Source organism: Massilia genomosp. 1 (genome assembly GCF_011682185.1).
GTDB classification, from domain to species: Bacteria; Pseudomonadota; Gammaproteobacteria; order Burkholderiales; family Burkholderiaceae_D; genus Telluria_A; species Telluria_A rubra.
In genome coordinates, this window is record NZ_WHJF01000578.1 from 1 (window position 1) to 255 (window position 255).

Here is a 255-nt window from a genome sequence, read left to right on the forward strand (position 1 = left end):
GAAGCCCTGTTTACGTCCGCGCTGGGACTGAAGTTTCCGTGGGAAGTGGTCAAGGTCGAGCTCGACACTGCCAAGCGGAGGATCGATTTCGAGGTCGCCTGCAACGCGAAACAGTTGCCTTGCCCTGTCTGCGGCGTAAACGGGCAAGGTGTTCATGACAGGGTCAGGCGCGACTGGCGCCACCTTGATTTCTTCCAGCATGAGGCCTGGCTGCATGCCGACGTACCGCGGGTCGATTGCGGCGCATGTGGCAAG

The 255-nt window shown here is 60.8% G+C and carries 1 protein-coding gene; it reads left to right on the forward strand.

Translation table 11 applies throughout. From position 1 onward, the window contains the following. Nucleotides 1-255 (forward strand): transposase family protein (locus F1735_RS34980; RefSeq protein WP_187364442.1); only part of this gene is annotated, 255 nt, incomplete at both ends.